The sequence below is a fragment of the Caulobacter sp. 602-1 genome (assembly GCF_003931565.1).
Lineage (GTDB): Bacteria > Pseudomonadota > Alphaproteobacteria > Caulobacterales > Caulobacteraceae > Caulobacter.
This window is the reverse complement of record NZ_RRYI01000143.1, coordinates 1-288: the sequence shown is the minus strand read 5'-3', so window position 1 is coordinate 288 and position 288 is coordinate 1. Positions and strand designations below refer to the sequence as shown.

General features: G+C 64.2%; 1 pseudogene. It reads right to left on the bottom strand.

Annotation, left to right across the window (positions count from 1 at the left end):
• Window positions 1-288 (bottom strand): annotated as a pseudogene (locus tag EIK80_RS25625) (alpha/beta hydrolase family protein); the annotation flags it as partial.

Here is a 288-nt window from a genome sequence, read left to right as displayed (position 1 = left end):
ATAGCGTTGAGCTGACGAGCGTTCGCCATTGTGCAGCTCTCGGTCCGTCGCCAGCATGGGCTGCAGGTCGGACGGGCCGGCCACTGAGACGGCGCAGCGATAGACGCCCTTGTCCAGAGTCGCGCCGGCCAAGGCCGCGTAGCCGCCGTAGGAGGCGCCCATGATGGAGACGCGCTTGGGATAGAAGATACCTTGCATGGCAAGATCGCGGACGCCGTCCGACAGGTCGGTCTGCATCTTTTTGCCTCACTCGCCGAAGCCCGCCTTGATGAAGTTCCAGCCGAACCC